Below are 23,232 nucleotides of genomic sequence, written 5' to 3'. Positions count from 1 at the left end.
AGGATCGGGGCATGCCTGCCTCCAGTGACAAGAACGCGGCGCCTCCGCTCCCGGAGCCCCTCCGGGTGCCCGTCGCCGACTCCCACACCCACCTCGACATGCAGTCCGGCACGGTGGAGGAGGCGCTCGCCAAGGCGGCCTCGGTGGGTGTCACGACGCTCGTGCAGGTCGGCTGCGACGTGAAGGGCTCCCGCTGGGCCGCCGAGACGGCCGCCCGGTACGACGCGATCCACGCGACGGTCGCCCTCCACCCGAACGAGGCCCCGCGCATCGTGCACGGCGACCCCGACGGCTGGTCCCGGCAGGGCGCCAGGACCCCCGGCGGCGACACGGCCCTCGACGAGGCCCTCGCGGAGATCGACCGGCTGGCCGGACTCCCGCACGTCAAGGGCGTCGGCGAGACCGGCCTCGACTACTTCCGCACCGGACCCGAGGGCAAGGCGGCGCAGGAACTCTCCTTCCGCGCGCACATCGAGATCGCCAAGCGGCACGGCAAGGCCCTGGTCATCCACGACCGCGACGCCCACGCCGACGTCCTGCGCGTCCTCAAGGAGGAGGGCGCCCCCGAGCGGACCGTCTTCCACTGCTACTCCGGCGACGCGGAGATGGCCGAACTCTGCGCGAGCGCCGGGTACTTCATGTCGTTCGCCGGCACCGTCACCTTCAAGAACGCCCAGAACCTGCGGGACGCGCTCGCCGTGGCACCACTGGAGCTCGTCCTCGTGGAGACCGACGCCCCGTTCCTCACGCCCGCCCCCTACCGCGGACGGCCGAACGCGCCCTATCTGATTCCGGTCACGGTCCGCGCGATGGCGGCGGTCCGGGGCATCGACGAGGACGCCCTCTCGACGGCCCTCGCGGCGAACACGGCCCGAGCCTTCGGGTATTGAGGCTCCGCAGACCCCGGCGCCCCTTTCGAACACCACCCTGAGTAGCCGCGTCGCTTTGGAGAGTGACGGTCGCTCCGCTAGGTTCTGTTGGCCCGATCCGGACCCTGCTGGCCTTCTGGAGCGTGTCGGCGTGAGCAACTACGAGACCTACGAGACGTACGACCGCGGTGTGCGCGCCGATGTGTACACCGACGAGCCCACCGAGGTGTACGAGGACACGTACCGCCCCGCCTACGAGGCGCCGGAGCCCGTGTTCCCGCGGCAGACGGTGACCGCGGCGCCGGGCCGGGCGGACCGCAGACGAAGAGCCGACCGTACGGCCTCCACCGGCTCCACCATGCGCCGACTGGTCCCGCAGGCGCTGGTCGTCGCCTTCCTCGCCGGCGGCACCACCGCGTTCGTCGCCAAGGACAAGGCGATCGAGCTGAGCGTCGACGGCAACCCGCGAACCCTGCACACCTTCGCCGACGACGTCACCGAACTCCTCGCCCAGCAGGGCGTCGAGGTCGGCGAGCACGACGTGGTGGCCCCCGGCCGGGACGCCGACCTCGCCAGCGGCGACGAGGTCGTGGTCCGCTACGGCCGCCCCGTGCGCCTCACCATCGACGGGCACCGGCGCGAGGTGTGGACCACGGCCCGAACGGTCGACGGCGCCCTCGAACAACTCGGCGTCCGCGCGGAGGGCGCATACCTCTCGACCTCTCGCTCCCAGCCCATCGGCCGAGCCGGACTCGCCCTCGACGTGCGCACCGAACGCACCGTCACGATCATGGCCGACGGCCGCGCCCGCACGATCCGCACCAACGCGGCGACGGTCGGCGAGGCGGTCCGGGAGGCCGGCATCGGCCTGCACGGCGAGGACACCACCTCCGTCCCGCCGGAGAGTTTCCCGCGCGACGGCCAGACGATCACGGTCCTGCGGATCACCGGCACCCGTGAGGTCCGCGAGGAGGCGATCCCCTTCAAGGTGGAACGCACCGACGACCCCACCCTCTTCAAGGGCACCGAGGTCGTCGAACGCGCCGGCCGCCCGGGCCTGCGCCGCGCCACCTACGCGTTCCGCACGGTCAACGGCGTCAAGGAGAAGCCCCGCCGCATCGACGAGGAACTGGTCCAGGAACCCCGTCCCCAGCTGGTGAGGGTCGGCACCAAACCGATGCCCACCTCGGTCCAGGGCGCCGACCAGCTCAACTGGCACGGCCTCGCCACCTGCGAGTCCGGCGGCCGCCCCGGCGCGGTGGACCCCTCCGGCACGTACGGCGGCCTCTACCAGTTCGACACCCACACCTGGCACAGCCTGGGAGGGTCCGGCCGCCCCCAGGACGCTTCGGCGGAGGAACAGACGTTCAGGGCGAAGAAGCTGTACGTGAGGCGGGGCGCGAGCCCGTGGCCACACTGCGGGACCCGTCTGCACGGTTAAGGTGTGCGCCCCCAAGGGGCGCGGGGAACTGCGCGACCAGCCACAACGGACCCGCACCCAAAAACGGCCCCGTACCCTAGGTGCCGTGAGCAGCAACCCCGACGCCCTCCTGGGCCCCGCCGACATCCGCGAACTGGCGGCAGCCCTGGGCGTACGCCCCACCAAGCAACGCGGCCAGAACTTCGTGATCGACGCGAACACGGTCCGCCGCATCGTCCGCACCGCGGACGTCCGCCCCGACGACGTGGTCGTGGAGGTGGGCCCCGGCCTCGGCTCACTCACCCTCGCCCTCCTTGAGGCGGCCGCCCACGTGACCGCCGTAGAGATCGACGACGTACTGGCGAGCGCACTGCCCGCGACGGTCACCGCCCGCATGCCCGAGCGGGCGGACCACTTCGCCCTGGTCCACTCGGACGCCATGCAGGTGACCGAACTCCCCGGCCCACCCCCCACCGCCCTGGTCGCCAACCTCCCCTACAACGTGGCCGTGCCGGTCCTGCTCCACATGCTGGAGCACTTCCCGACCATCGAGCGCACCCTCGTGATGGTCCAGGCGGAGGTCGCCGACAGGCTTGCCGCGCCGCCCGGTTCGAAGGTGTACGGCGTCCCGTCCGTGAAGGCGAACTGGTACGCCGAGGTCAAGCGGGCCGGCTCCATCGGCCGTACCGTCTTCTGGCCCGCACCGAACGTGGACAGCGGACTCGTGGCGCTCACCCGCAGGTCGGAGCCGCCGAAGACGACCGCCGACCGCCGCGAGGTCTTCGCCGTGGTCGACGCGGCCTTCGCGCAGCGCCGCAAGACGCTGCGGGCCGCGCTCGCCGGCTGGGCGGGCTCGGCGGCGGCGGCCGAGACGGCGCTCGTCGCGGCCGGGGTGTCCCCGCAGGCGCGCGGGGAGTCGTTGACGGTCGAGGAGTTCGCACGCATCGCGGAACACAAGGTCGCAGAGCACGAGGGAGAGTCCGAGTAAGTGAGCGTCACGGTCCGCGTCCCCGCCAAGGTCAACGTCCAACTCGCGGTCGGCGCAGCGCGCCCGGACGGCTTCCACGACCTGGCCAACGTCTTTCTCGCGGTAGGCCTGTACGACGAGGTCACCGTGACCCCGGCCGACGAACTCCGCGTCACCTGCTCGGGCCCGGACGCGGCCCAAGTCCCCCTGGACCGCACGAACTTGGCCGCGAGGGCGGCCGTAGCGCTCGCCGCGCGACACGGCCGCAGCGACGCCGTGCACATCCACATCGCCAAGGACATCCCCGTCGCCGGCGGCATGGCGGGCGGCAGCGCGGACGGCGCGGGCGCGCTGGTGGCGTGCGACGCGCTGTGGGGCACCGGTGCCTCGCGGGCCGAACTGCTGGACATCTGCGCAGAGTTGGGCAGCGATGTGCCGTTCAGCCTGGTGGGCGGGGCGGCGTTGGGCGTCGGGCGCGGGGAGAAGCTCACGGTCCTGGAGACCGGCGGCACCTTCCACTGGGTGTTCGCGATGGCCGAGCGGGGACTCTCCACCCCGGCGGTCTTCCGGGAGTTCGACCGCCTGGCGGAAGGGGTCGACATCCCCGAGCCGGTCGCCTCGCGGCCGCTCCTCGACGCGCTCGCGAAGGGCGACCCGGACGCACTGGCCGCCGCGGTCTCCAACGACCTTGAACCGGCGGCCCTTTCGCTCTTCCCGGAACTGGCCGACACCCTCGCCGCGGGCCGCGCCGCGGGCGCGCTGGCCGCGCTGGTCTCCGGCTCGGGCCCGACGACGGCGTTCCTCGCCCGCGACCCCGGGGCGGCGGCGAAGGTGGCCGAGGCGTTGGCGGCCTCCGGAACATGCAGGACGGTACGTACGGCGGCGGGTCCGGCGGCCGGCGCGACCGTGATCGCCCGACCTTCACGCGAGGTCCACGAAAACCCGGCCTGAACTGTGAAAATGCGCATGTTCGGTGTTGTCGAAGCCGCATTGACTGCGCTGCACCGTAAGGGCAATTGAGGCGGCGGACGGCGCCTCCCGACGGAACTGGCTGACCCTCGCCTCCGTCGCGTTCGGCTCCGGCGTCTGCGCCCGCCTCGGCCCTGCTCCCGCGGCAGCGACTGCGCGGGGCGGGTGCCTGAGGCGCTCTGCGCACCATCTCCACACGGATGTACCGCAATAGCAGTACAGGTGGGGTGCCGCCGCCGTCGACGGTCGCACAGCCGGTGCCTGCGGGCTGCCAGGGGCCGTCCGCGAGGCGGATGCCGGCGCCGTCCTGGTCGCCGGTCCAGCGCAGGCCGACGTAGGACGCGGGCAACCTGGGCATAGCCCTGATCGGCCACCTCTTGTCCCAGCCTCCGACCGACGCGGCGAAGGCGTCGTTCATCCGCCTGATCAAGGTCATCGCCCGGACTGGCTCCAGACGGACTGCCCGGGTCGGACGACGTACGACCTGCTGGGCGAGGTCAGGTCAGCAGCGGCCCGCTGACCTGCACGGATCGTCAGCCCCCCGCCGCGCATTACTCTGGGAGGCTGACCGTCCCCCCTGTCAGGAGCAAAATGGCCGTCAACCTGGTCAATGTCGAGAACGTCAGCAAGGTGTACGGCACCCGTGCCCTGCTCGACGGTGTCTCGCTCGGTGTCTCCGAAGGGGACCGGATCGGGGTCGTGGGCCGCAACGGAGACGGCAAGACCACCCTGATCCGGATGCTCGCCAAGCTGGAGGAGTCCGACACCGGCCGCGTCACCCACTCCGGAGGACTCCGCCTGGGCGTCCTCACCCAGCACGACTCCCTCGACCCCGAGGCGACCGTCCGCCACGAGGTCATCCGGGACATGGCCGACCACGAGTGGGCGGGCAACGCCAAGATCCGCGACGTACTGACGGGACTGTTCGGCGGGCTCGACATGCCGGGCTTCCCGCAGGGGCTCGACACCGTGATCGGCCCGCTCTCCGGCGGTGAGCGCCGTCGTATCGCCCTCGCCAAGCTGCTCATCGACGACCAGGACCTGGTCGTCCTCGACGAGCCGACGAACCACCTCGACGTCGAGGGCATCGCCTGGCTGGCCCGGCACCTGCGCGAGCGCCGTTCCGCGCTGGTCTGCGTGACCCACGACCGGTGGTTCCTGGACCAGGTCTGCACCCGCATGTGGGACGTGCAGAAGGGCGACGTCTACGAGTACGAGGGCGGCTACTCGGACTACGTCTTCGCCCGCGCCGAGCGCGAGCGCATCGCCGCCACCGAGGAGACCAAGCGGCAGAACCTGGTCCGCAAGGAGCTGGCCTGGCTGCGCCGGGGCGCCCCGGCCCGTACGTCCAAGCCGCGCTTCCGCGTCGAGGCCGCCAACGAACTGATCGCGGACGTGCCGCCGCCGCGCGACACCAGTGAGCTGATGAAGTTCGCCTCCACGCGCCTGGGCCGGACCGTCTTCGACCTGGAGGACGTGACCGTCCAGGCCGGTCCGAAGGTGCTGCTGAAGCACATCACCTGGCACCTCGGCCCCGGCGACCGCATCGGCCTGGTCGGCGTCAACGGCGCCGGAAAGACCTCCCTGCTGCGGGCCCTCGCGGACGCGGCCCGCAGCGACGGCGAGACCCAGCCGGCGGCCGGCAAGGTCGTCGTGGGAAAGACGGTGAAGCTCGCGTATCTCTCGCAGGAGGTCGCCGAACTCAAGCCCACGCTGCGGGTGTTGGAGGCCGTGCAGCAGGTGCGGGAGCGCGTCGACCTCGGCAAGGGGCGGGAGATGACCGCCGGGCAGCTGTGCGAGACGTTCGGCTTCAACAAGGAGAAGCAGTGGACGCCGGTCGGGGACCTGTCGGGTGGTGAGCGGCGCAGGCTCCAGCTCCTCCGTCTCCTCATGGACGAGCCGAACGTCCTCTTCCTCGACGAGCCCACCAACGACCTGGACATCGAGACGCTGACCCAGCTGGAGGACGTCCTCGACGGCTGGCCCGGTTCGATGATCGTGATCTCCCACGACCGGTTCTTCGTCGAGCGCACCACCGACAAGGTGTACGCCCTCCTCGGCGACTCGACCCTGCGGATGCTGCCGCGCGGCATCGACGAGTACCTGGAGCGGCGCCACCGTATGGAGGAGGTCGCCGCCGCTGCCGTCCCCGTCGTGGAGAAGGCCGCGCCCGCCGTGAGCGCCGCCGACCAGCGGGCCGCGAAGAAGGAACTCCAGAAGATCGAGAGGCAGTTGGACAAGGTCTCCGAGAAGGAGACCAAGCTGCACACCCAGATCGCCGACAACGCCACGGACTTCGCGAAGGTGGCCGAACTGGACGCGCAGCTCCGGGACTTGGGCGCCGAGCGCGACGAGCTGGAGATGAGGTGGCTGGAACTCGCCGAGGACGCGTGAAAGGTGAGTGAAGGCGAATAACGGCGCTGTCACGGGCCGGTTCTCCCTTGGGTACAGGGGTGAACCGGCCCGTTGTCCGTGGACAGCCGGGTGATAGAAAGGGCCGTCTGAGACCTGCTTGAACGCGCCTCCCGGTCCTCGCGAACCTCGGGGCGTGGCTAAAAATCAGTGAACGAGGGGGAGCCGCTGATGACTCAGCCGCCCGAACAGCCGCCGTCCGGCGGTTACGGAGCGCCGCCGAACCAACCGCCACAGCCACCGTCCGGCGGCTTCGGCGCTCCCGTTCCGCCCACACCCGGCTACGGCTACCCGCAGCAGCAACAGCCGGGCCCGTACGGCTCCGGTCCCTACGGCAATCCGCAGCAACCGGGTCCGTACGGTCAGCCGCAGCAGCCCGGCCCCTACGGTCAGCAGCCCCAACAGCCCGGCCCCTACGGCGGCTACGGCTACCCCCCGCCCCAGCCCCCGCAGTTCACCCCGCCCCAACCCCCCTCCGGCCGCGGCCCCTTCAAGGGCAGGCCCGCCCTGCTGATCGCGGCGGCGGTGGCCGGTCTGCTGGTCGTCGGCGGCACGGTGTGGGCGGTCACCAGCGGTGGTGACGACAAGAAGCCGGTGGCGGGGAAGAGCGGCAGCCCCACGGCCTCGGCCACTGTCGACGACCCGGCCAACCCCGGTGACGGCAGCGGTGACGGCGGCAAGGACCCCGAGAACCTCAACGAGGGCCGCAAGTCCGGCGAGGCGAAGGTGCTCTGGTACAAGGAGGCGCCGGACGCGCCCGGTTCCGGCGCCGACGCCCCCGGCATGTGGATCACCGGCAGGACGGCGGTGAAGGCCGCGTACAAGGAGGTCGTCGCCTACAACGTGGGCAACGGCAACCCGACTTGGGCCACGATCACCTTCCCGCAGAAGATCTGCGCGGTCACCCCGGAGAAGTCCGCCGACGACAAGGTCGTGGTGGCGTACATGAGCGGTGTCAGCGACAGCGCCAAGTGCAACCACCTCCAGCAGCTCGACCTGAACACCGGGGCCAAGGGCTGGACCGCGACCGTCGCGGACGGCGACCTGTTCGACAGCGCGCTCAGCATCGGGCTGACCATCACCGGCAGGACGCTGATGGTGGGCCGCTCGCAGTCGGGCGTGGCCTACGACCTCGCCACCGGCAAGCAGCTCTACGAGAAGAAGAGGTACGGCGCGGCCTGCTTCCCGTCCGGGTTCGCGGGCGGCAGCAAGCTGCTCGTGGTCTCGTCCTGCGGGGCGGGCTCCACCACCGAGCACGACGAGGTGCAGGAACTCGACGCGGCGACCGGCAAGGCCAAGTGGACGAAGGCGATCCCCAAGGGCTGGACGGTGTCCCATGTGTTCTCCGTGGACCCGGTCGTCCTCTACATGACGGACGCGGACGACAAGCACTGGAACATCTCGACGCTGAAGAGCGACGGCTCCGTCCGCTCGCAGGTCGACTCCAAGGCGTCCTTCGCACCCGGCTGCGGCACCTTCAACGACGATCTGCAGGGCTGCGAGAACGTCGCGGTCGACGCGAACACCCTCTACCTGCCGACCAACACCACGACCGGCCCCAACCAGATCGTCGCGATCGACCTGGCCACCGGCAAGGAGAAGTGGCGCGCCAAGTCCCCCGCGGACGAGTCGATGGTCCCGGTCAAGGCGGAGGGCGGAAAGCTCATCGCCTATGTCGAGGCCGCCTACGACGCGGGCGGCCAGGTCGTCTCCGTCCCGACGACCGGCTCCTCGCACACCCCGACGAAGCTGCTGCAACTGCCGGCAGGCACCGCGCGCATCGAGTCGAGCTTCTTCTCCCGGGACATCGACTACGTCGACGGGCGCTTCTACATCTCGTCGACCCGGCTGAACGGCAATGACGACACGAAGGAGAAGTTGATGCTCGCCTACGGCAAGTGACGCCTTCCGCCGTCCTGTTCGCTTCCGCCGACCGTCCCCGAGGTACTCGTCATGACCCAGCCGCCCCCGCCCCCGCCGAACCAGCCCCCGCAGCAGGGCGGTTTCGGCCCGCCCCAGGACCAGCCCCCGCAGCAGCCCCCGCCCCCACCGGGCTACGGCTACCCGCAGGCACCGCCCCCGCCACCGCCCCAGCAGCCGGGCTACGGCTACCCCGGCCAGCAGCCCAACCCGTACGCGCAGCCCCCGCAGCAGCCGTACGGCCAGCAGCCCAACCCCTATGGCCAGCAGCCCGGTTACGGCTATCCGGGGCCGGGCGGGCCCGGTCAGCCGACCATGCCGTTGCACCCGCAGCCGGGCCAACCGGGCGGCGGCGGACGGAAGTTCGGGGCGTCGGCGGTGATCATCACCGCGGCGGTCGTGGCGATCGCGCTGATCGTCGGCGGCGGGATCTGGTACTCGTCCTCGTCCGGCAAGAACGACAACAAGGCCGACGACAAGAAGACGACGGCCGACTCGACTCCCTCCGGCAGCAAGGGCGGTACGACCTCGGGCGGCAAGGAGAAGGTGCCCGCCGACACCGCCTCCAAGGTCCTCTTCCAGGTCCCGATGCCCAAGGTCACCGACACCATGGTGACCTCCGGCTCCTGGCTCACCGACAAGGTGTACGCCAAGAGCGGGGCCGCCGAGGTCGACGGTTACGACCGCGACTCCGGCGCCAAGCTGTGGACGATCAAACTCCCCGGCCCGGTATGCCAGGCCACGAAGAACACCACGACCGACGGCAGGACGGCGATCATCTACGAGCCCGCCATGCCGACCAAGGCCAAGCCCTCCAACGGCTGCAGCCAGATCGCCGCGCTCGACCTGAACGCGGGCACCAAGCTCTGGACGAAGACCGCCGACTCCGGTGACCAGCCGATCAGTTTCGAGAACGTCACCGTCAGCGCCAACACCGTCGCCGTCGGCAGCACGGACGGCGGCGCCGCCTTCGACATCGCCACCGGCAAGGTCCTGTGGAGCCCCAAGGTCGCCGACTGCTACGACGCCGGCTACGGCGGCGGCGCCAAGCTGGTCGCGGTCCGCAGGTGCGGAACGTACGACTCGCCCACCCTCCACATCCAGACCATCGACCCGACGTCCGGCAAGGTGCTCTCCGACTACAAGATGGCCCAGGGCATCGAGTACGCGAGCGTCGTGTCGACCGACCCGCTGGTCGTCGCGGCCGACGTCGGCAACAGCGCTGGCGACGGCAGCGGCATCTCCGACTTCTTCTCCATCGACAACAAGACCGGCGCCCTGCGCGCCCACATCCCGGCCCCGGGCAAGCAGTACGCGGGTCGCTGCGACGGCATCACCCGCGTCGAGTACTGCACCGAACTCGCGGTAGGGAACGACCGGTTGTACGTCCCCACCGAAGAACACGACGGCTCCGGCGACTCCTACAGCCGCACCAACGAGATCGTCGCCTTCGACCTCGCCACCGGCAAGCAGACCGGCCAGCGCGCCGACGCCGGCGACGGCTACACCATCACCCCGCTGCGCATGGACGGCAGCAACCTCCTCGCCTACAAGTCCCCGCCCTACGACAAGGGCGGCCAGGTCGTCAGCATCGACGGCAACTCCTTCAAGGAGACGACACTCCTGGAGAACCCGAGCACCGAGACGGTACGGGACGTCGAGACGAGCTTCCTGCCGGACTACGCGGAGATCCTCTACTCGCAGGGCCACCTGTACATGTCGGGCGTCTACGCGGACAAGCCGTCGTCGTCCTCCACGGACGACAAGGACCTGGCGATCGCCTTCGGCACAACAGCCTGACCACCCTCCCTTCACACCTCTCCTTCACCACCCCCATCACCCGTGAATGCCCCGGAATGCGAAAAAGTCCATCGATCCGGGGCACTTCTCTCCAGTAGGGGCAGCGCAACGTCGAACAAGCGTGTAGCTTCCGGGGGCATGAAGGACGGGGGTGCTGGGGGCCCTCTGTTCTTGGGGACCAGTGGGCATCCATAGTGGGCATCCATTGGGGGGGACTGGGGGGTTGCTCGATGGGAGTGCGGCTGATGGTGGTCGACGACCACCGATTGCTCGCCGAGGCACTGGCCTCGGCACTGAAGCTGCGGGGACACCGGGTGCTGGCCGCGGCGGCGCCCGCTGCGGGCGCGGCGGAACTGGTGATCACCCGCGCACCCGAGGTGTGCCTGCTGGGCACCGCGACACCGGCCGAGCCGGGCATATTCGACCCGGTGGTGAAGATCAAGCGGGAACGCCCGCAGGTGGCGGTCCTGGTCCTCGGCCCGGTCCCGAGCCCCCGAGGCATCGCCGCGGCCTTCGCGGCCGGCGCCTCGGGCTACGTCCGCCACGACGAGCGCATAGAGGGCGTGGAGCGCGCGATCATGAAGGCGAGGGCGGGCGAGGCAGCCGTAGCACCGCAGTTGTTGCAGGGAGCCTTCAGCGAACTCCTCAACCCGGCGGCCCAGCCCGACGACGAGGGCCAACGGCTCTTGCAGATGCTGACGCCGAGGGAGGTGGAGGTCCTGGTCCGGGTGGCCGACGGCGAGGACACCCGCCTGATCGCGGCGGGCATGGGCATAGCCCCGTCGACGGCGCGTACGCATGTGCAGCGGGTGCTGATGAAACTGGGGGTCGGGTCGAGGCTGGAGGCGGCGGCGCTGGCGGCGCGGACGGGGTTGTTGGACCGGGCGGCCCCACTGAACAATTCGGCGGGGCTGGACGCGTAATGGATCAACGCTGGGTGCGGGAGGAATCCCGCGTCGCGTGGGAGGCCATGAGCAGGCACGAACACGCGGCTGTCCTACGAGCCGTCCGCAAGGGCGAGCCGACACAGGACCCGGCCACGGCACTGCTGGCGCTGCACTGGGCCTGGACCGTCATCGGCCCGCCCGGCGCCCGCAGGCGCTACCCCTGGAGAGACGCCTTCCTGGATGTCAGGCCCGCCGCTTTCCTCACGGACATCCACGACGGCACCCAACGGAACGACGTCCGTACCTACGTCCGCCGCGAGGCCCGGAGGGTCGAGGCGGCGTATCTGCCGTTGCTACCTCAGCCACCTGCACGAGAAGTACCACTGCGAGCCCGTGCTCATCGACATCACCCAGAACAGCGCCACGGCCCGCTGGGCGGCTGAGCGCCTCCATCTCGGGGTGCGCGGGTGCCCCTCGCTGACGGTACGACCGTTCGTCCTCGGTCCGGACAACGTGCCGGTGATCGCGGACGAGCGGGAGGCCGCCGCCATACTGGAATCGCTGGCAGCCGCCCTGCGGACCATCGACCCGGACAGTGCCGCGGTCTTCGTGCAGTTCGTCGACTCATGCCTGGCAGATCCTCAGGCCCAGCAGATGTGGAGGGACCTGATGACGGATATCCAGTACTTCTGGCGGCACCCGCTGGCGGAGCAGGTGCGGGAGGAAGGGCGCGAGGAGGGACGCGAAGAGGGGCGTGTCCAGGCGACGGCGGAGATGCTGCTGCGCATTTTCGGGTGGCGTCGGATCGATGTCCCCGAGTCCGTCCGCGACCGCATCCTCGCCTCCACGAACCTGGACGAACTCAACGCCTGGCTGGACCGCGCGAACCATGTCACTGAGGCGTCGGAATTGTTCGTGGGGGAGTGAACGGAGGCGGAGAGGGGCTGGGGAGTCAATCTCGCCCCCGGCCTCGCGCCGCTGTTACCCGGCGCGGGCTGTGTCGGTTTGCGGCTCCCGCGCGCGGGAGGGCCGACACGGGCCCACTGACCAACTCGGCCGGCCCCGACCCCCCAGGGGCGCGGGGCTGTGACATGTGCGGCTCCGCCGCGTGGGCGCGACCAGCCACAGCCCACCCGCCCCCGGCAGCCGCCCTAAGCCCCTTCTTCCTCCTCCGTGACCTCCGCCAGTTCCACCGGAGGTGTGGGCCGCAGTTTCAGCCACCCCAGGAAGAAGATCCCGAGCAGCAGCATCGCGATCCCGGTCCACAGGTTGATGTTGACGCCCTCGGACTTGTCCAGCGACGAGTCGGACGGGTTGATCCCGGCGATCGTGACGATCACGCCGTAGACGACGAACAACCCCCCGATGATCAGCCGTAGATCGAACAGCCGGGACGCGGTCGTCGACTTGCCCTCCAGCTCGGTGACCTCGCGCTGGACGTCCTTCTCGGAGTATCCGGAGTCTTCAGACATGGTCTCTCAATCCTCCCGCGGCTAGAACGAGAACGGGATGTAGCAGAGGGCGGCCAGGACCACCGCGCCCCAGCCGAGCAGGGCCGGCCGGCGGTACCACGCGTCGTCGCCCGCGGCGGGCGCCTCGGTCATGCCGGGGGACGTCGTGCCGTAGACCAGGCCCTGGAGTTCCGCGGCCGGCTTCGGCCGGGTGAAGAGGGACACCGCGAACATGACCACCGCGCCGGCGACGAACCCGGCGATCGCGGAGACGAAGTTGGCGCCCTGGTCGGAGGGGATGGAGATGATCCCCTGCTTGTAGATCCAGAAGTAGTTGACCATCGCCGTCACCGTGCCCGCGAGCAGTCCCCAGAAGCCGGACTTCGGGGTGGCCCTCTTCCAGAACATGCCGACGATGAAGACGACGAACATCGGCACGTTGAAGAAGGAGAACAGCGTCTGTAGGTAGCTCATGATGTTCGAGAACGATGACGCCAGGAAGGCTGTGCCTACCGACGCCGCCACCCCGATCACCGTGATCAGGCGGCCGAAGCGGACGTAGTACTCGTCCTCGCGGTCCTTCACGACGTACTTCGCCCAGATGTCGTTGGTGAATACCGTGTTGAAGGACGACACATTCGCCGCCATGCCCGCCATGAAGGCCGCCAGCAGACCCGTCACCGCGATGCCCAGGACGCCGTTCGGCAGCAGCTGTTCCATCAGGTACGGGATCGCGTCGTTGTACTGGAGGTCCGAGCCGCTGGTGCCGATCTTCGGGACGAGGGCCGCGGCCACCAGGCCCGGGATCATCACCAGGAACACGATGAAGACCTTCGGGTACGCGGCGATGAGCGGGGTGCGCTGCGCCGCCGACAGGTTCTTCGCGGAGAGCGCGCGCTGCACCTCCGCGAAGTTGGTCGTCCAGTAGCCGAAGGACAGCACGAAGCCCAGGCCGAGGACGATCGTCAGCCAGTTCGCCCCGAGCGGGTTGACGCTGCCGATGCCGGTGCCGCCCCACGCGGTGGTGAAGTTGTGGCCGTGGGTCGCGTCCAGCTTGTGGGTCAGGCCGTCCCAGCCGCCGACCTTCTTCAGGCCGAGGTAGGAGATGGGGATGAGGGCGGCCAGGATCACGAAGAACTGGAGGACCTCGTTGTAGATCGCCGACGACAGGCCGCCGAGGGTGATGTACGCGAGCACGAAGGCACCGGCGACGACGATCGCCACCCACTGCGGCCAGCCCAGCAGCGCCTCGACGACGATAGCGAGGGCGTACAGGTTCACACCGGCGATCAGGATGGCGGCGAAGGCGAACAGGAACGAACTCAGCAGGTGTGCCCACTTGTCGAAGCGGAGGAGCAGGAACTCCGGGACCGAGCGCACCTTCGAGCCGTAGTAGAAGGGCATCATCACCAGGCCGAGGAAGACCATGGCGGGGATGGCGCCGATCCAGTACCAGTGCACGGTGTAGGCGCCGTACTGCGCGCTGTTGGCGGCCATGCCCAGGATCTCGGTGGCGGCCAGGTTGGCCGAGATGAAGGCGAGACCGGTGATCCACGCGGGCAGGGAACGCCCGGAGAGGAAGAAGTCGAGGCTCGTCTTCACCGATCTGCGGGCGGCGAGACCGATGCCGAGGACGACGACGAAGTAGATCGCCAGGATGGTGTAGTCGAGCCCGTTGGTGGGGAGCCGGAGCTCGGCGGCGAGAGAGGTGGGGGGCTGCAGAGTCTGCATCAAGCGCTCACCTTGTTTGTGTTCTTCGTTTGGTGTTCTTTGTTTGATTTTGATGGTGACGACTGGGGGGATCGGTGGTTTGATGTGTTTAGTTCTGTGTGAAGCCCGGATGTGGCGTGGATGTACGTACGGATGGAGAGCCCGGCGTGAAGAAGACCTCGACCCGGTTGGCCGACGGTCGTGAGCTCATCTACTACGACCTGCGGGACGACACCGTGCGCGACGCGGTGGACCGCCGCCCGCTGGAGCGCACGGTCACCACTTCGGAGGTACGGCGGGACGTGCTGCTCGGCGACTCGGTGGCGATCGCCTCGCACCGCCAGGGCCGCACCTACCACCCGCCGGCCGACCAGTGCCCGCTCTGCCCGACCACGGGCGACCGGCTCAGCGAGATCCCGGACTCGTCGTACGACGTCGTCGTGTTCGAGAACCGTTTCCCCTCGCTCGCCGGGGACTCCGGCCGTTGCGAGGTGGTCTGCTTCACCTCCGACCACGACGCGTCCTTCGCCTCGCTGACCGAGGAGCAGGCGGCCCTCGTCCTCGAAGCGTGGACGGACCGGACGTCGGAGCTGTCGCATCTTCCCTCCGTCGAGCAGGTCTTCTGTTTCGAGAACCGCGGCGAAGAGATCGGTGTGACCCTCGGTCATCCCCACGGCCAGATCTACGCCTACCCGTTCACCACCCCGCGCACCGCCCTGATGCTGCGTTCACTCGCGGCTCACAAGGAGGCGACCGGCGGGGAGAACCTCTTCGACGCCGTCCTGGAGCGTGAACTCGCCGGCGAGCGGGTCGTCCTTGAGGGTGAACACTGGGTCGCCTTCGTGCCGTACGCCGCGCACTGGCCCTACGAGGTCCACCTGTACCCCAAGCGCCGCGTGCCCGATCTGCTCGGTCTCGACGAGGCGGCGCGCACAGAGTTCCCCAAGGTCTATCTGGAACTCTTGAGGCGCTTCGACCGGATCTTCGGTGAGGGCGAGCCTCCGACGCCGTACATCGCCGCCTGGCACCAGGCGCCGTTCGGCACACTGGAGGAGTTCGAGGGTGTGAGCAGGGACGACTTCGCGCTCCACCTCGAGCTTTTCACCATTCGCCGTACGTCCGGCAAGCTGAAGTTCCTCGCGGGTTCCGAGTCCGGCATGAGCGTGTTCATCAACGACGTGCCGCCGGAGTTCGCGGCACAGCGACTGCGAGAGGTAGCGAGTTGATGAGCGGTAAGTACCTGGTCACGGGCGGGGCGGGTTACGTGGGCAGCGTGGTCGCCCAGCACCTGCTGGAGGCGGGCCACGAGGTCACCGTCCTGGACAACCTCTCGACGGGGTTCCGTGAAGGGGTTCCGGCGGGTGCGTCGTTCATCGAGGGCGACATCCGCGACGCCGCCAAGTGGCTGGACTCGTCCTACGACGCCGTGCTCCACTTCGCCGCGTTCTCGCAGGTCGGCGAGTCCGTCGTCAAGCCCGAGAAGTACTGGGAGAACAACGTCGGCGGCTCGATGGCCCTCCTCGCCGCGATGCGCGAGGCGGGAGTCCGCAAGCTCGTCTTCTCCTCCACTGCGGCCACGTACGGCGAGCCGGAGGAGGTCCCGATCGTCGAGACCGCCCGCACCTCCCCGACCAACCCCTACGGCGCGTCGAAGCTGTCGGTCGACTTCATGATCACGAGCGAGGCGGCGGCCCACGGCCTCGGCGCGGTCTCGCTGCGCTACTTCAACGTGGCGGGCGCGTACGGCAGTTGCGGCGAGCGGCACGCCCCCGAGTCGCACCTCATCCCCCTCGTGCTCCAGGTCGCCCAGGGCAAGCGGGACGCGATCTCCGTCTACGGCGACGACTACCCGACGCCGGACGGCACCTGCGTCCGTGACTACATCCACGTGGCGGACCTGGCCGACGCGCACCTGCTCGCGCTGAAGGCGGCCACTCCTGGCGAGCACCTGATCTGCAACCTCGGCAACGGCGAGGGCTTCTCCGTCCGCCAGGTCATCGAGACGGTCCGCCAGGTCACCGGGCACCCGATCCCCGAGGTCGTCGCCCCGCGCCGCGGCGGCGACCCGGCGACCCTGGTCGCCTCGGCGGCCCGGGCCAAGGAGCGCCTCGGCTGGAACCCGACCCGCGCGGACCTCGCGGGCATCGTCGCGGACGCGTGGGCGTTCGCGCAGAACGTATCGAACTGATCGAAGGGCTAGGGATCACACGTGGGTGTACTTGAGGGCTTCGAGGAGCTGTACGGCACCGCTCCCGAGGGCGTCTGGGCCGCGCCGGGCCGGGTCAACCTGATCGGCGAGTACACCGACTTCAACGAGGGCTTCGTGATGCCGCTCGCCCTGCCGCACACGGCGGTGGCGGCGGTGTCCCGCCGTACGGACGGAGTCCTCCGCCTCCACTCGGCGGACATCGAGGGCCCGGTGGTGGAACTGCACGTCGACGACCTCGCCCCGCGCACGAACACCAGCTGGGCCGCGTATCCGGCGGGCGTGGTCTGGGTGTTGCGCGAGGCGGGCCACCAAGTCACCGGCGCGGACATCCACTTGTCGTCCACGGTCCCGACGGGCGCGGGCCTGTCGTCGTCGGCGGCCCTTGAGGTGGTCACAGCCCTGGCCCTGAACGACCTCTTCGAACTGGGCCTGACCGGCCCGGAGTTGGCCCGCTTCTCACAGCGCGCGGAGAACGACTTCGTCGGCGTCCCCTGCGGCATCATGGACCAGACGGCCTCGGCCTGCGCCGAGGAGGGCCACGCGCTCCACCTCGACTGCCGCGACCTGTCGATCCGTCAGATCCCGTTCGACCTGGCGTCCGAGGGCCTCTCGCTCCTGGTCGTCGACAGCCGTGTGAAGCACGCCCTCGGAGACGGCGAGTACGCGGAACGCCGAGAGGGCTGCGAGGAGGGCGCACGGCAGTTGGGCGTCCCCTTCCTGCGGGACGTGGCGTACGAGGACCTGGAGTCGTCACTGGCGCGACTGTCGGACGAACGCGTCCGCCGCTACGTCCGCCACGTCGTCTCCGACGACCACCGGGTGGACCAGGTCATCTCCCTGCTCGACGCGGGCGAGGTCCGAGCGATCGGCCCAGTCCTGACGGAGGGGCACATCTCGCTCCGCGACGATCTGCGCATCTCCTGCCCGGAGTTGGACCTCGTGGTCGACACGGCGGTCGGCGCGGGTGCCCTCGGCGCCCGTATGACGGGCGGCGGCTTCGGCGGCTCGGCGATCGTCCTGGTCGAGGCCTCGGACGCGGACACGGTCACGAAGGCGGTGGAGGAGGCGTTCGCGGGCGCCGGTTATACCGCGCCTCGGGTGTTTTTGGCGGTGCCTTCGGCGGGGGCTCGGCGGGTGAGCTGAGGCGTGGCGTCTTGCGGGTCGGGTCGGCTCGCGAGGTGTCGCTGTCCCTCGTCGTGCCGTTGAGGCCTGGGGCGCGGACGCGGTGACGAAGGTGGTGGGGGAGGCGTTCGCGGTGGCGGGTTGGACCGTGCCGCGGGTGTTTCCGGCGGGGGCGCGGCGGTGCGGTGGGAGGCCGCGTCTTGCCTGTCGGGTCGGGTCGCGAGGTGCCGCTCCCAGCGTGGTCTCGGGCTCGCGCCGGCTTCATCGAGCTGTTGTGGGGGCGGCGGTCACCCAGGTTCTGAGCGCGGGCACGCGCACGTAGACCCCCACGTCGTCGAGGCGGCAGCTGGGGCCCCAGGTGACCAGGCCCCAGACCTTGTTCGCGGTCAGTACCGGGCTGCCGGAGTCGCCCGTGCAGGTGTTTCGGGTGGCTTCGGCGGTCGGTACGGCGCACAACTGCCAGCCGGGGTTGGGGGCGATGTCCAGGTCGCGCTGGGCGCGGGTGCATCGCTCGCCGGGTACGAAACGTAGCGGGACGGAGGTGCGGCGGCAAGGGGCGACCCCGCCGTAGCCGTCTCGGCCCCAGCCGAACTCGGTGCCGGTGGTGGGCAGTTGGTCGCTCGGGGCCGGGAGGATGGCGGGTGTGGCGGTGGCCTTGTCCGCCAGGATCAGGAGCGCGGCGTCGACGGTTCGCCCCTGTTGCGTGCGGGGATGCAGAAGGACTGTGCGGACGTGGAGCCGCTGACCGGGGACGGGTGCGCCGCGACACAGGTTGTCGGCCCCGACGACGGCGTCCACGGATGCGGGCCGTCTGCCGCGCACACAGTGGGCTGCGGTGAGGACCAGGGTGGGGGAGACCAGGACGCCTCCGCAGAACTGGCCGTTGAAGAGGTTCCCGGCGGGTGAGGACGCGTTGACCAGGGCCACGACCGGGCCGGTGCCGGTGGCCGGGCGCGGATCCGGGGTGCTTCCGCGAGGTCCCGCCGAGCCGCCCGGCAGCAGGCCGATGAGGATCATCAGCGCCGCTGCCGGGACGCTCGTCACGAGGCGACGGGGCATGGGCGGTTCAGCATGACTTCTTCTTCGTTTCCACGGTCAGGCCCAGCAAGTTGTCCCACACGTAGGCGGCGCCGCCGACGTGGTAACGCACCTTGATTCCGGCCATGCGCGCCCCGGAGGCGGCGGTGACCTGGAGATGCAGGACCAGGTTGTTCGCGACTTTCGCGTTGTCGGATTGGGGGGAGATGGTTGCTCCCACGGCCTTGCGGCGGTGGGCCCAGTCGATGCCGGGTCCGCTGCGCGCTTCCGGATCGGGGGGCCAGCCGTGGCCGTAACCGATGAAGGCCGACGAGTTGGACACGATGAGCGCCTCGACCAGGCGTACGCCGCTCGCCTTGCGCAGCGTGATCTTGTCGATGACGAGGCTCTTGCTGCCGTAGTTGTGCAACTCGTCGCCGCCGAAGAAGATACTGCCGCCCATTTTCGCCGGAATACACTCCACGCCCGATCCACCGTCGGAATCGCCGGGCTGGTCCAACGGCCCGTCGGTGGAGTCCTGGTGCTGGACCACGGAGCAGCCCGTTACCAGCGCGGCAAGCAGGACGAGGGCCGGCAGCCCCCGCCGTACCTTCATCGGGTGTGTCCGCTCTTCGTGGTGGTGGCGACGAAGTTGTACGGATGGGAGCCGCCCGGCGCTCCGCCGGTGCCGCAGATGTAGCGGCTGGCGTTGAAGGTGTACTCCACCGTCGCGTCGCTGGAATACCCGGTCTCGGCCGACAGGTCGATGCCGATCACATCCTCCAGACTTGCGCCGTCGGTCCAGGTGATGGCGCGGGAGGTGGTCCGGGAGAACTTGGTGTCCTTCTGCTGGTAGGCGCAGTGTTTGGCCGTGGGAATGTAGGCCGTGCTCGTCTTCGCACCGCCGTAGTAGCCCTTGGGGCGGACCTCGTAGTGATGGGTGACCGGGGTTCCGCGACCAGGGCTCTGGCAGCCCACCAGGTACTTGCCGTAGCTGTACTCGGTCTTGTAGTAGACGCCCCTGTTGTTGCCGTAGGTGGGGTATTCCATGGTGAGTGAGCTGGACTTGGAGACCGATCCACTACTCGTGAAGCTGCCGTAGGTGCCCGAGGCGGACACACCGACGCCCAGCGAACTGTCCGCGCCCTTGCTGTAGGAGAAGGTGTGCTTCACACCCGACGTGGCGCTGTAGGTCTGGCCGGCGATCACCCATTTCGCCCCCAGATTCTTCACCAGCGTGCTGCTGCAGGCCTTGGCGGCGCCCGCGTCGCTCGCCGCGGATTCGGCGGCCGCGGTGTCGTCCGCGGCGGAGGCCGTCGCGCTGTCCGGATCGTCCGTCAGGGACCCGGGTGCCGAGCTGCTCTCCTCGTCGATTCCGTTACTGGCGCCGTCGGTGGAACTTGAGTACTCGCTGGTGGACAACGCGTTGTCGAGCACCAGGTCGGCGACCACAGGGGTGGTGTCGGCGATGGCTGTGGTGTCCGTGTCCGTGGCGGCCGCCTTCGTGGTCGCCGCCAGGTATGCCGTGGAGCTCGAAGAACTGACCAGTGTGCGGGGGAAGTTGAATACGGCCTGGTGACTGCCCGAGTACGCGACGGTCTCCAGGTTCACCGTGCCGTCCGTCGCGGCCTCCGGGGTGAGTGCGGAGGCTGAGGCCACCCGTAGCGTGTAGGCGCCGCTGCTGTCGGAGACCGCCTTGGCGACGGGCTGCAGTTTCACCGAGTCCCCCTCTTCGAGGGCGTCGTCCGACTCGTTGTCCGGCCAGGCGTACAGGACCACGTCCGCTCCGGCCGCCACGTTCCCGTCGGCGCCCTTGACCGTACCGCTGCTGATCACCGGGGTGGTGAGGTCGGCCGAGTCGGTGATGCCCGCGAGTTCGGAGTCCTCGTAGGTGATGGTCAGATGCGGTTCTTCGGCGTCGTCCCCGGAGACGTAGTTCGCGGAGCGGTAGCGCCGCCAGGTCAGGGAGTCGGTCTCGTCGACGGCGCGGAGTTGGATGCCGTAGTTGGGGGCGCCATCCGCCCAGGCCTGCACGATGGCGTCGATGTCCCAGTGGCTGTAGGCGGCGGGGCAGGACGCGGAGTAGCCGTGGGCCCCGGTGTTGACCACCTCGCCGGTTCCGGTCACGGTCGGCACCGTGTCCCAGGTGACGGCGGTGGGGTCCCAGTCGGAGGTGACCCGGCGGACGCGGATGCCGGAGCCGGCCGTGGAGCAGGTGGACGACCAGTAGGAGTACAGGGACAGGTCGGTGTCCACGATGTGGAAGCCGACGATGTCCGAGACGTCGAACTTCAGGTAGGCGCGCGCCCGGTGGGTGCCGCCGTCGTACGAGCCCACCCGCAGTTCCTCCGAAGAGCGCTGCGAGTCGGTGTAGTTGGGGCTCTCCATCCAGGTGTCGGTGCTGACCGCAAGCGTGGTGGTCGGGTCGATGGTCAGCGGATAGCTGACGTCGGCGGCGTCGAGGAAGCTCAAGTCGGGGGTGAGGACGAGGACTTGGCCCTGGTCGGTGTTCTCGATCCGGGAGGCGACCGGGGCGTCGTGCGCGGCGAGCCCGGAGGCGGGGTCGACGGCTGAGTCCCACATGTGCGGTGCCGGGGCATCGGCCACGGTCTTGCCACTCCCGTCGGTCAACAGCAGGTGGCCGGAACCGGTCTGGGAGACCTTCAGCCCCTGCGAGGTCGTCAGCGGCATCCGGATGGTCAGCGGACCGTCGGGCCGTTCGTGGAGTACGACCTGTTCCGAGAAGCCGCTGGGCAGCGCCGTCACGACCAGGTCACCGCCGGACACCGCGCCGGTGTACGTCGCCGTGTTCCCGTTCAGGGTCGGCGCCGGCAGGTCGCCGACGGACAGGGCCAGCGAGGTCCCCCCGTCCGACACCTTGGCGAAAGGCCCCGTCCCACCGTCGGAGAGGTTGAGACCGGCCACCGTCGCGCCGGGGGTGACCGAGGCTCCCGTGTCGGCGAGTGTGGTGTCGACGGGTGTCCAGGCACCGTCCTGGCGGACCCGGACCGGCTCCTGGAACACCTCGGTGGTCAGCGCGCCGTTCGGGTTGACCCATGTGGTCGAGTCCTCGGTGCGCTTGCTGGTGACCTCGACCCGCTTGCCCTGTTCCACGGCCTGCGACCGGGCCGAAGCCAGGTCCGATTCACCCGGCGAGTCCGTGGCGGCGGCCGACGAGGTCTTCGTGTCCGCGCCGGCTGCCACCGAACCGCCGGAGACCAGCAGCGCGAGTGCGCAGGCGAGTACGGCAGTCCGTGCGGCCATCCGAATGTGTCTAGCGCATGACAAATACCGCGTTGTGTGCATCTGCTTCCCCGTTGCTGTACCTGCTGTACCTGCTGTACCTGCTGTACCTGCTGTACCTGCTGTGACAGCGGCAAGTAAATGGGGAGTAAGAGTGCTTGGGCAACACCAGTTCTCCATACCTTTGACTTGGTTGACCATTAATTGACGCTCTCAAGGAGCCGTGAGCCTCCGCACCCCCGGCGCCAGCAGTACCGCCCCCGTGGCCAGTACCACCAGCCCCGCGGCCGCCGCGAGCGGCTCGGCGATCAACAGGCTCAGCGGGGCGAAGGAGAGGGAGCCGAAGTAGTCGTAGGAGCTGACCCGGGAGAGGGACTCTTCCGGGATCTCGCGGTGGATCGTGGTGCTCCACAGGACGCCGAGGACATCGCTGGAGACTCCGGCCGTGAACATCGCGACGGCGATCAGCCAGACCGGGGCCCGCACCCCGAGCAGGGCGACCGGTGCCGCCGTCGGGAACGTGGCCAGGACCGCCACCGGCGATCGGGCGGCGGACCCGGACGCAGGAGGCCAGGTCCGCGCCGGCGATCGTGCCCAGGGCCTGCGCGGCGACGATCAGCGACCACGCGTGGGCGCCGCTGAGACAGCGCTCGGCGGTCAGGGGGCCGGGGACGCCCACGTTCGCGTTTGAGCGCCGCCACCACGATCGACCACTGGGCCACTACGACACACAGCCACTGGCGGGACACGAACTCCCGCCCGCCGTCGCGGAGATCGCCCCAGCCTCAGGACTTCCGGGACGGGCGGGCCGGCACCGTGAGGCGGGCGGTCAGGCCGCGTTGAGGGCGAAGGACGCGGCGCTCAGGGCCAGCGCCCGGCCGGGGCCGACCAGCGCCACCGTCACGCCCGAGAGCGACGGACCCAGGAGCAGTGTGCTGTTGGTGCCCACCCGCAGCAGACCGTTCGCCCGCCGCACATCGCGAGAACCGGCGCGTCCCCGGCCAGGATGAGCACCAGCTGCGGCACCGCCTGGCAGGCCAGGACCAGGGAGAGCCGGCCGGGTCCGGCGCCGGGCAGCGCCAGCACCGCGAAGGCGAGGGCCACTTGGGCGAATCCGTTGCCGAGGACGGAGACGGCGCGGGCGGCGGCGAGCAGCACGAACGGCCGTTCACGCCACAGCGACGATGTTCCGGGGTTCCAGGAGGAGGCGAGCGTCACAGCCAGGGGCTGCGGTGG

Annotated in this window: 19 protein-coding genes and 1 pseudogene; 13 read left to right on the top strand and 7 right to left on the bottom strand. The window is 69.8% G+C overall.

The window, feature by feature from the left end; translation table 11 throughout:
• Positions 1-11 precede the first annotated feature (11 nt).
• From ACFXC1_RS40720 to ACFXC1_RS40675, 10 genes and pseudogenes are all read left to right on the top strand, one after another.
• On the top strand, positions 12-890 hold the full coding sequence (locus tag ACFXC1_RS40720) for a TatD family hydrolase (protein ID WP_381252546.1): 879 nt from the start codon (positions 12-14) through the stop codon (positions 888-890).
• Positions 891-1,020: 130 nt separating this feature from the next.
• A complete protein-coding gene (locus ACFXC1_RS40715; RefSeq protein ID WP_381252544.1) occupies positions 1,021-2,310 on the top strand; it encodes a ubiquitin-like domain-containing protein in 1,290 nt (429 codons plus the stop codon).
• An 85-nt stretch (positions 2,311-2,395) separates the two neighbouring features.
• Positions 2,396-3,277 carry a 16S rRNA (adenine(1518)-N(6)/adenine(1519)-N(6))-dimethyltransferase RsmA gene (gene rsmA, locus ACFXC1_RS40710; RefSeq protein ID WP_381252542.1) on the top strand — a complete coding sequence of 294 codons (882 nt, stop codon included), beginning with the start codon at positions 2,396-2,398 and terminating at the stop codon, positions 3,275-3,277.
• Positions 3,278-4,207 (top strand): 4-(cytidine 5'-diphospho)-2-C-methyl-D-erythritol kinase, encoded by a 930-nt coding sequence (locus tag ACFXC1_RS40705; RefSeq protein ID WP_381252540.1) that lies wholly within the window; start codon positions 3,278-3,280, stop codon positions 4,205-4,207.
• Positions 4,208-4,816: 609 nt separating this feature from the next.
• Positions 4,817-6,619 carry an ABC-F family ATP-binding cassette domain-containing protein gene (locus tag ACFXC1_RS40700; RefSeq protein WP_381252538.1) on the top strand — a complete coding sequence of 601 codons (1,803 nt, stop codon included), beginning with the start codon at positions 4,817-4,819 and terminating at the stop codon, positions 6,617-6,619.
• A gap of 189 nt (positions 6,620-6,808) precedes the next feature.
• The gene (locus ACFXC1_RS40695; protein WP_381252537.1) at positions 6,809-8,539 is read left to right on the top strand and encodes an outer membrane protein assembly factor BamB family protein; all 1,731 of its coding nucleotides are present in this window, start codon (positions 6,809-6,811) and stop codon (positions 8,537-8,539) included.
• A gap of 51 nt (positions 8,540-8,590) precedes the next feature.
• The gene (locus ACFXC1_RS40690) at positions 8,591-10,357 is read left to right on the top strand and encodes an outer membrane protein assembly factor BamB family protein (protein WP_381252535.1); all 1,767 of its coding nucleotides are present in this window, start codon (positions 8,591-8,593) and stop codon (positions 10,355-10,357) included.
• 230 nt (positions 10,358-10,587) lie between these two features.
• Entirely contained in the window at positions 10,588-11,280 is a 693-nt protein-coding gene (locus tag ACFXC1_RS40685; RefSeq protein WP_381252533.1) for a helix-turn-helix transcriptional regulator, read from the top strand.
• Between the two features lie 47 nt (positions 11,281-11,327).
• Positions 11,328-11,687 carry a hypothetical protein gene (locus ACFXC1_RS40680; protein ID WP_381252626.1) on the top strand — a complete coding sequence of 120 codons (360 nt, stop codon included), beginning with the start codon at positions 11,328-11,330 and terminating at the stop codon, positions 11,685-11,687.
• Positions 11,599-12,171: pseudogene (locus tag ACFXC1_RS40675) on the top strand (hypothetical protein); the annotation flags it as partial. The gene ACFXC1_RS40680 and the pseudogene ACFXC1_RS40675, both read left to right, overlap by 89 nt.
• 224 nt (positions 12,172-12,395) lie before the next feature.
• Here the strand turns inward: ACFXC1_RS40675 and ACFXC1_RS40670 are convergent.
• Together ACFXC1_RS40670 and ACFXC1_RS40665 are read right to left on the bottom strand one after the other, a co-directional pair.
• The gene (locus ACFXC1_RS40670) at positions 12,396-12,716 is read right to left on the bottom strand and encodes a hypothetical protein (RefSeq protein ID WP_381252531.1); all 321 of its coding nucleotides are present in this window, start codon (positions 12,714-12,716) and stop codon (positions 12,396-12,398) included.
• A 21-nt stretch (positions 12,717-12,737) separates the two neighbouring features.
• A complete protein-coding gene (locus ACFXC1_RS40665; protein ID WP_381252529.1) occupies positions 12,738-14,426 on the bottom strand; it encodes a sodium:solute symporter family protein in 1,689 nt (562 codons plus the stop codon).
• Between the two features lie 146 nt (positions 14,427-14,572).
• Here ACFXC1_RS40665 and galT point away from each other — a divergent pair, with 146 nt between their 5' ends.
• Genes galT through galK form a run of 3 tightly spaced genes read left to right on the top strand, consistent with a single transcriptional unit; the run spans position 14,573 to position 17,757 of the window.
• Positions 14,573-15,631: a galactose-1-phosphate uridylyltransferase gene (gene galT, locus ACFXC1_RS40660; RefSeq protein ID WP_019066619.1), complete on the top strand. Its 1,059-nt coding sequence runs from the start codon at positions 14,573-14,575 to the stop codon at positions 15,629-15,631.
• On the top strand, positions 15,631-16,593 hold the full coding sequence (galE, locus tag ACFXC1_RS40655) for a UDP-glucose 4-epimerase GalE (RefSeq protein WP_381252527.1): 963 nt from the start codon (positions 15,631-15,633) through the stop codon (positions 16,591-16,593). Before galT ends, galE begins: the two co-directional genes overlap by 1 nt.
• A gap of 21 nt (positions 16,594-16,614) precedes the next feature.
• Positions 16,615-17,757, top strand: coding sequence for a galactokinase (gene galK, locus ACFXC1_RS40650; RefSeq protein ID WP_381252526.1), 1,143 nt, complete (start codon positions 16,615-16,617; stop codon positions 17,755-17,757).
• Positions 17,758-17,997: 240 nt separating this feature from the next.
• Here the strand turns inward: galK and ACFXC1_RS40645 are convergent, their stop codons facing one another.
• From ACFXC1_RS40645 to ACFXC1_RS40625, 5 genes are all read right to left on the bottom strand, one after another.
• A complete protein-coding gene (locus ACFXC1_RS40645; protein WP_381252524.1) occupies positions 17,998-18,795 on the bottom strand; it encodes a S1 family peptidase in 798 nt (265 codons plus the stop codon).
• A 7-nt stretch (positions 18,796-18,802) separates the two neighbouring features.
• Positions 18,803-19,369, bottom strand: a complete 567-nt coding sequence (locus ACFXC1_RS40640) for a hypothetical protein (protein ID WP_381252522.1) — start codon at positions 19,367-19,369, stop codon at positions 18,803-18,805.
• Positions 19,366-22,017, bottom strand: a complete 2,652-nt coding sequence (locus ACFXC1_RS40635) for a DNRLRE domain-containing protein (protein ID WP_381252520.1) — start codon at positions 22,015-22,017, stop codon at positions 19,366-19,368. The genes ACFXC1_RS40640 and ACFXC1_RS40635 overlap by 4 nt, the downstream gene beginning before the upstream one ends.
• A 192-nt stretch (positions 22,018-22,209) precedes the next feature.
• On the bottom strand, positions 22,210-22,533 hold the full coding sequence (locus ACFXC1_RS40630; protein ID WP_381252518.1) for an MFS transporter: 324 nt from the start codon (positions 22,531-22,533) through the stop codon (positions 22,210-22,212).
• Between the two features lie 363 nt (positions 22,534-22,896).
• Entirely contained in the window at positions 22,897-23,214 is a 318-nt protein-coding gene (locus ACFXC1_RS40625) for a hypothetical protein (protein WP_381252517.1), read from the bottom strand.
• Positions 23,215-23,232: the final 18 nt, after the last annotated feature.

Origin of the sequence: Streptomyces hokutonensis, from assembly GCF_042751305.1 — a bacterium.
GTDB classification, from domain to species: domain Bacteria; phylum Actinomycetota; class Actinomycetes; order Streptomycetales; family Streptomycetaceae; genus Streptomyces; species Streptomyces hokutonensis_A.
Note: the sequence above shows the minus strand (reverse complement) of the source record. Positions and strands in the feature narration are given on the sequence as shown.